Below are 7,132 nucleotides of genomic sequence, written 5' to 3' on the forward strand. Positions count from 1 at the left end.
CAGTGGGGGTCCCGTCTACCCCTCGAAAGGACAGCGCCATGATTGAAGCCGCGATGATCTGGAACGAGCCCAACAACAAATCGCATTGGGATCCCGAGCTCGATCCAGATTGGAGCCGCTTCGCCAGGATGGCAATCCTGGCGGCGGACGCAATCGCATCTGAAAACCCGGCTTTGACCAAAGTGCTCGGTGGCATCTCGCCGATAGATCCGGGGTTCATCACCCGCATGAAGGAATTCGGCGTGCTGGATCATGTCGATGCCGTCGCCGTGCACGGCTTTCCCCTCGACTGGAATCTGTGGCAGATCCAGGAATGGCCGCAGAAGATCGGCGAGATCGCGACCGTCACCGATCTTCCCATCTGGGTCAGCGAAGTCGGCGTATCGACCTTCGGCGCCGAGGAAATCCAAGTCTGGGGGCTCAAGCGCACAGCTGAATTGCTGCTCGGCAATGCGCCACGCATCCAATGGTACAGCCTCTACGATCTTCCGCGTGAATGGGAAGCAACGACGCGTCACCGCGAAGCCGAGGGCTCCTCTTATTACCGGCATTTCCATATGGGGCTGCTACGCCAGGACGGCACGCCAAAGCCCGCGCTGGAGGAATTCCTGCGCCATACACCCGCAATGGGCCTGGTGCAGTGGTTTCATTTCGAAGACCCGCGGCTGGACGATGCCGTCGCCTGGATGAAGCGGCTGGGTGTCACCAATATGCGTACCGGGCTTTCCTGGGCGGACAGTTTTCGGCCGAATGCGCTGGACTGGTTCGACCGGCAGATGGAAGCACTCGCCGATTTCGATGTGACGGTCACCTTCTGCTTCACACCTCAGCACCGCGGAATGATGCCCCACCACACCAGCCCGCCCCTGGTGCCGGAGGAGTTCGCTGAATTCTGTTCAACCATGATCCGCCGCTATGCGCCTGGCATGACATCCGCCTCGCTCCCCACGCAGCGGGCCTCGGCCGCGTGAAATGTCATGCTGCCCATGCATCAGATGCAGGACTTCGCGACGCCGTTGACGGGTGGAGATACGGCGCAGGGCAACGAGACGTGCCCAGGCGAGACACTCACCGTCCTCAATGTTGCCTACCCTCTCGCGCCCGTCGGCCCCGACGCTGTCGGCGGTGCCGAACAGGTTCTGTCGATGCTGGATCGGGCACTGGTTCAGGCCGGTCATCGATCTATCGTCATTGGCTGCCGAGGCTCCAGCGCGAGCGGCACGCTTGTGGAAATACCGGCCGAAAACGGCGTACTCGACGAGGCGGCGAAGAGCCGCGCGCAACAGGCCCATCGCGAGGCGATCGCGGCTGCCCGTGCCCGATGGCCCATCGACGTGGTTCATCTGCACGGCATAGATTTCGACGCTTATCTGCCCGACGATGGTCCGACCTTGGTGACCCTCCACCTGCCATTGGATTGGTATCCGGCCGCGGCATTGCGCCCGACGCGCGGTGACCTCTGGCTCCATGCGGTCTCGCCCACCCAGCAGAAAACCGCGCCATCAGACGCCCGGCTGACGGCGCCGATTCCGAACGGCGTTGACATCGAAGCACTGACCCTGCTGCAGTCGAAGCGCGACTTTGCCCTTGTTCTAAGCCGGGTTTGTCCGGAAAAGGGCGTCCACCTGGCGCTCGACGCAGCCAAACAGGCAGATGTGCAACTGGTCATCGGCGGCAAGGTCTATCCCTATGAAACGCATACGCGGTACTTTCGCGATGAGGTCCAACCTCGCCTCGATGGCCGCCGCCGCTTCCTTGGTCCGCTCGGCTTCATCGCCAAGCGACGCATTCTCAATGCAGCGCGCTGTCTGGTCATTCCGAGTCTCGCAGCCGAGACCAGCTCGCTTGTGGCCATGGAGGCCCTCGCCTGCGGTACTCCGGTGGTCGCCTTTCCAAATGGTGCGCTTCCCGATGTCATAGAGCACGGCAGGACGGGCTTTCTCGTCGATACGGTCGACGAGATGGCCCAAGCCATTCTTGCGGCGCCCAGCTTGGATGCCGAGACATGCAGGGCCGAAGCGCGACGGCGGTTTTCGCTGGAACGGATGATCTCGTCTTACATGGACGCCTATCAGGCGCTGGCACAGCTTGGCACTGGTCGCCGGCGCTTCGCGGCGACGCCGTGAGCTAAACTGTGCTGCGCAGCGAAATCATCGGTGACCTCGCACAATTGGACGCCTTGACGCCGCACTGGTGGAAACTGTGGCAGCAGAGTCCCTCGGCGACTCCGTTTCAATCTCCCGCCTGGCTGGTGCCGTGGTGGCACGCATTCGCACCTGGTGAACTGGCGACGGTCGCGGTCTGGCGTGGCGACGATCTGGTCGGGCTGGCGCCATTCTACCTCGAGCATGGGATATCCGGTTCGAAGCTGCTTCCGGTCGGCATTTCGCTCAGCGATTATCTGGACATTCTGGCTGTCCCTGGGAGCGAAGCCGAGGTCGTCGACATTGTCGCCGAGTCGATCCTCTCGATCGGGTGGGCGCAATGGATCTTGTCGGACTTGCCGCAGGACAGCCTCTCCCTTGCGATGACGCATCCCGAGATGGATTGGCCGACCGCCCAGGCCGCCTGCCCCGTGCTCGCCCTCGCCGGCGACGAAACGCTTGCAGGCTGCGTCCCCGCAAGACGCAGACGCCAGTTGCGTCGGGCGCGTCAAGCCGCATCAAGATGCGGCCGGATCGCGCTGTTGTCGGCAAGCGGCAGTCCGCAAACTTTCCTCGATCAATTGATCCGCCTGCACAATATGCGCTGGGCCGAACAAGGAGGCGGTGTGTTGGCCAACGCCGCCGTCGAGCAATTCCATCGGCTCTCACTTCCCTTGCTCGACGCTCACGGTCTGGTGCGATGCTGGCTGTTCGCGATCGATGGCGGAACCGTCGGCGCCTATTACGGATTTCACCACCGCGGCCGTGCCTATGCTTATCTCGGTGGTTTCGACCCTGCTTATGCCGAGGAGAGCCCAGGTGCGATCCTGATTGGCCACGCAATCGCGGAAGCGATCCGCGAAGATGCGCGCGAGTTCGATTTTCTGCGCGGCCAGGAGGCCTATAAATATGGCTGGGGCGCCGTCGACAGGTGGACGATGCGCAGGGTCTGGACGCGGAGTTGATGCATGAGTGTAACCGCACCGAAAGCCGCCCGGCGCACGACATCGGTCAGGCTGGCGGTTGAAGACTGCATGGCCGATGGCATTTGCGCCGAAGGTGTTCTCGTCAGGCTGGCGCTCCACCTGCCGCCCACAATTGGAGCGGCGGAATTGGCGGAGGTCGTGCTGAAGGTCCAGCCGGCGGATGCCGGCGACGCAGCAAGGCTGCGAAAGGTCGCCGGACTGCTGCGCTGCAAACCAGACGTCTTCGCCATGTTGCGGGCAACGGGTGGCGCCGTTCGGCATGAGCGCGATGAGGACGAGACGAATGTCGCTGTCGTCATGCGGCTGGCCTCCAGCTTCGATGCCGCGGCAGCGATTTCGGGAGCCGCGAGTGTCCAACTGGCATCCCTCGGCGATGAGGCAAGGCTCACAGTCACGACCAACGAAATCGTCGCATGGCTGGAAGCGCGAGGATTCACCGGAAGGGAACGGAGCATTCTCGACATCGGTTGCGGCATCGGCCGTTTCGAGCGCGCGCTGTGCAAATCCTTCAAGTGGATGGTCGGCATCGACATATCGCCGCGGATGATCTCCATCGCCTCCGAGCAATGCGCCGCACTCGGCAATGTCGAGTTGCGACAAACCTCCGGTCTCGATCTGTCCGAATTCGCCGATGCCAGTTTCGATTGCGTGCTGGCGGTGGACAGCTTTCCCTATCTGGTTCTGGCCGGCATGGCTGATCGGCATTTCGACGAAATTGCGCGCGTTCTGAAACGGCCGGGCTGGCTCGCCTTGCTGAACTATTCCTATCGCGGATCACTTCTCTCAGACCGCGATGATATCGGCCGTCTGGCGCAAGCTCATCAATTGCGGGTCCTCATCGGCGGCGAGAAGCCGTTTCGGTCGTGGGATGGCAGCGCCTTTCTGCTCGCTGGGTGAAGCGGAACATTACAGCGCGATGCCAGTTCGGACGTCGAACAACGGGCACCGACGAGTGTACCCTATTTGAAGGAGGATAATCATGGCATCCGGCGGTAAAAAACAATTCGGCCGCAGCAGCCAGGCAAGAGTGCCGGCGCCGGCGCGATGACCTCCCTGGAGAGGGACAAGATCGAAGAAAACGCGGTCTTGTCGAATCGCAACAAGAAGCAGCATGGCCAGGAGCGCGGGCTGGACGGCAATCGGATCAAGCCCGATCAATATCAGGATCACGCCGCTGACCGATTGCCTAGGGATTGAACGCCACCGCCGCGCGTCCATGGCCCGGGACGACGAAGGAGCAGCAAGGAAATAAATCTGTGCAAGGGGCCGCTGGTGAGCTTCTTGGCGGCGGACACCGCCTTGTAATGCCAGGCGCTTATCACCACACTAGGATCAAGGGACCCGCTATCAAGAGAATGTGATGTCTCGTTCGAGCGACGATACCCCGGATCCGCATGTCGAGATGGCTGTGGATCAGGAGATTGCTTCCCTGCTGGCCGCCATAGAGCAGGAAAAAATTCCAGACCGCCTGACCAAGCTGGCGGTCGAATTGCAGAACGCGCTCGTCGGGAAACGTCGGCGCGACGTGAAGAACTGACTATCTCCGGCCGTCGACCTCGACATCGAGCTGACCATCCGACAGCTGGTTTCGTCTTTCCATCAATGTCTGCAGCGAACTCTCCCCCAGGAATTCAAGGATGTTGGCGCGCGCACGGTTCAGGCGGCTTTTGACCGTCCCGACCGCGCAACCGCATATGTCGGCGGTTTCCTCGTAGCTCACTCCCAAAACGCCGATCAGCATCAGGACCTCGCGTTGGTGTTCAGGCAGCCTTTGAATGGCGCCGTGAACTTCCTTGCTCTGAACGGTCCATTCCTGGGTGGCTTCCGAAATTGGTCTCGAAGACGCGCAGTCGAGCAAGCCTGGCGATTCCCGGGCAGCGATCTTGACCCGGGTATAATAAGTGTTGCGCATGATGGTGAAGAGCCACGACTTCATGCGCGTACCGGGTTCGAACTTGTCGATGTTGGCGAGACCCTTGGTCAGTGTCTCCTGCACGAGATCGTCGGCGTCGTCGGGGACGCGGCAGAAGGTGCGCGCGAATGCCCGCAGAGCAGGTATCAGGTCAACGATGGAAACTTCATTGGTTTCCTGGTCGGCCAAAAGGCAGCCTCCGGATGACAATGGTCCAGCTCCCAGAAGAAAGAGTGTGTGAACGCAGCCCCAGCTAAATGCATGGAAGTTTGGTTCGTTCCTCCTGCTGGAGGCAACTCTTCATAAATTCTGCGCAGGCGGAGATATCTGTCATCCGATTGGCGCGCACCATCGCCGCAGCAGTCACGGCTCCACCGACAGCGGTGTCTTCAGCGTCCATTTTTACGGGAACAAAGCCGCTCACCGGCAGTTTGATGGCTTGACCACTTCAACCTTCCGGTATCGATCGAGGACCTGTCATGGCCAAATCCGCTCGCCCCTCCGCTCGCCAATCGGCAAGTGGACTGGATCAGAATAGCGCGCGCGGAAATGGCGGCGAGTTGCACCAGATCGCGGGGGACGAAACGCCTGCGCTCACGACGGCGCTCGGAACGCCTGTCTCCGACGACCAAAACACATTGCGGATCGGTGAGCGCGGACCATCGCTGATCGAAGACTTTCACTTTCGCGAGAAGATTTTCCACTTCGACCACGAACGCATCCCGGAAAGGGTCGTTCATGCCCGCGGCTATGGCGCGCATGGTTTTTTCGAGACCTACGAGTCACTTGCCAAATACACACGTGCCGACATTTTCCAGCGAGTTGGCGAAAAGACGCCGGCATTTGTTCGTTTCTCGACTGTTGCCGGCAACAAGGGCTCGTTCGATCTCGCCCGCGACGTGCGCGGCTTCGCGGTCAAGCTCTACACCAAGGAGGGCAATTGGGATCTGGTCGGCAACAACATCCCGGTCTTCTTCATCCAGGACGCCATCAAGTTTCCCGATCTGATCCACGCCGCCAAACAGGAGCCGGACCGTGCCTTCCCGCAGGCACAGACGGCGCACGACAATTTCTGGGACTTCATCAGCCTGATGCCGGAATCGATGCACATGGTGATGTGGATCATGTCGGATCGCGCGATCCCGCGTTCCTTCCGCTTCATGCAAGGCTTTGGTGTGCACACGTTCCGCCTCGTCAACGCGAAGGACGAATCCACCTTCGTCAAGTTCATCTGGAAACCGAAGCTCGGCATGCAATCGGTGGTCTGGAACGAGGCGGTCAAGATCAATGGCGCCGACCCCGACTTCCATCGCCGCGATCTGTGGGAGGCCATACAGGCCGGCAATTTCCCGGAATGGGAGTTGACGGTGCAACTGTTCGATCAGGCATTTGCCGACAGTTTTGACTTCGATATCCTGGACGCAACGAAGATCATTCCGGAGGAGATCCTCGAGCCAATTCCAGTCGGTCGGCTGGTGCTCGACCGGATGCCGGACAATTTCTTCGCCGAGACCGAGCAGGTTGCATTCATGACGCAGAATGTGCCGCCCGGAATCGATTTTTCCAACGATCCGCTTCTGCAAGGCCGCAACTTCTCCTATCTCGATACCCAATTGAAGCGACTGGGCAGCCCGAACTTTACCCATCTGCCGATCAATGCGCCGAAGTGCCCGTTCGCCCATTTTCAACAGGATGGGCACATGGCCATGCGCAATCCGGCCGGTCGCGCCAATTATGAGCCGAACTCATGGGGACTGGGACCGCGCGAGGATCCGCAGCGTGGCTTCCGTTCTTTCGCCGATGCCGAAGAAGGGCAGAAAGTACGTCTGCGCGCGGAGAGCTTCGCCGATCACTACAGCCAGGCCCGGCAATTCTTCAACAGCCAGACACCACCGGAGCAGCGTCACATCGCGATGGCGCTGACATTTGAACTGAGCAAGGTCCAGGCGCCGGCGATCCGCGAGGCGCCGTGCCAGAAGGCTAGGAGGCGAACCACCCAGATTGCGGCAGCCGGCATCTTGCCGGCTGTTATCGCGTCAAAGCTTTACAGCCGCCTCCCTTGCCCAGAGCCGCAGTTTGCGGCACGACTG

The 7,132-nt window shown here is 60.8% G+C and carries 7 protein-coding genes and 1 pseudogene; 7 read left to right on the plus strand and 1 reads right to left on the minus strand.

Translation table 11 applies throughout. From position 1 onward, the window contains the following. The first annotated feature begins 38 nt into the window (after positions 1 to 38). The 6 genes and pseudogenes from EN750_RS11520 to EN750_RS11545 all read left to right on the plus strand — a co-directional run bounded on the left by EN750_RS11520 (position 39) and on the right by EN750_RS11545 (position 4,667). The gene (locus EN750_RS11520; protein ID WP_127380957.1) at positions 39 to 971 is read left to right on the plus strand and encodes a beta-xylosidase; all 933 of its coding nucleotides are present in this window, start codon (positions 39 to 41) and stop codon (positions 969 to 971) included. A 15-nt stretch (positions 972 to 986) separates the two neighbouring features. After that, positions 987 to 2,126 carry a glycosyltransferase gene (locus tag EN750_RS11525; protein ID WP_245482677.1) on the plus strand — a complete coding sequence of 380 codons (1,140 nt, stop codon included), beginning with the start codon at positions 987 to 989 and terminating at the stop codon, positions 2,124 to 2,126. An 8-nt stretch (positions 2,127 to 2,134) separates the two neighbouring features. Then, positions 2,135 to 3,109: a GNAT family N-acetyltransferase gene (locus EN750_RS11530; RefSeq protein WP_189526142.1), complete on the plus strand. Its 975-nt coding sequence runs from the start codon at positions 2,135 to 2,137 to the stop codon at positions 3,107 to 3,109. A 3-nt stretch (positions 3,110 to 3,112) separates the two neighbouring features. Continuing rightward, the gene (locus EN750_RS11535; RefSeq protein WP_127396502.1) at positions 3,113 to 4,027 is read left to right on the plus strand and encodes a class I SAM-dependent methyltransferase; all 915 of its coding nucleotides are present in this window, start codon (positions 3,113 to 3,115) and stop codon (positions 4,025 to 4,027) included. Between the two features lie 82 nt (positions 4,028 to 4,109). Continuing rightward, positions 4,110 to 4,327 (plus strand): annotated as a pseudogene (locus EN750_RS40625) (hypothetical protein). Between the two features lie 163 nt (positions 4,328 to 4,490). After that, a complete protein-coding gene (locus EN750_RS11545; protein ID WP_127396503.1) occupies positions 4,491 to 4,667 on the plus strand; it encodes a hypothetical protein in 177 nt (58 codons plus the stop codon). On the opposite strand, the gene EN750_RS11550 is transcribed toward EN750_RS11545, so the two are convergent. After that, positions 4,668 to 5,231, minus strand: a complete 564-nt coding sequence (locus EN750_RS11550) for a sigma-70 family RNA polymerase sigma factor (protein ID WP_127326434.1) — start codon at positions 5,229 to 5,231, stop codon at positions 4,668 to 4,670. It lies immediately after the preceding gene. A 290-nt stretch (positions 5,232 to 5,521) separates the two neighbouring features. Between EN750_RS11550 and EN750_RS11555 the strand changes: the two genes are divergently transcribed. Then, the coding region (locus EN750_RS11555; protein ID WP_245482678.1) for a catalase at positions 5,522 to 7,132 on the plus strand (1,611 nt) is incomplete at its 3' end.

This window comes from Mesorhizobium sp. M7A.F.Ca.ET.027.03.2.1, from assembly GCF_003999175.1.
GTDB lineage: Bacteria > Pseudomonadota > Alphaproteobacteria > Rhizobiales > Rhizobiaceae > Mesorhizobium.

Coding starts and splice junctions, on each gene's coding strand:
- EN750_RS11520 (WP_127380957.1), top strand. CDS start 39: ATGATTGAAGCCGCGATGATCTGGAACGAGCCCAACAACAAATCGCAT.
- EN750_RS11525 (WP_245482677.1), top strand. CDS start 987: ATGCATCAGATGCAGGACTTCGCGACGCCGTTGACGGGTGGAGATACG.
- EN750_RS11535 (WP_127396502.1), top strand. CDS start 3,113: ATGAGTGTAACCGCACCGAAAGCCGCCCGGCGCACGACATCGGTCAGG.
- EN750_RS11545 (WP_127396503.1), top strand. CDS start 4,491: ATGTCTCGTTCGAGCGACGATACCCCGGATCCGCATGTCGAGATGGCT.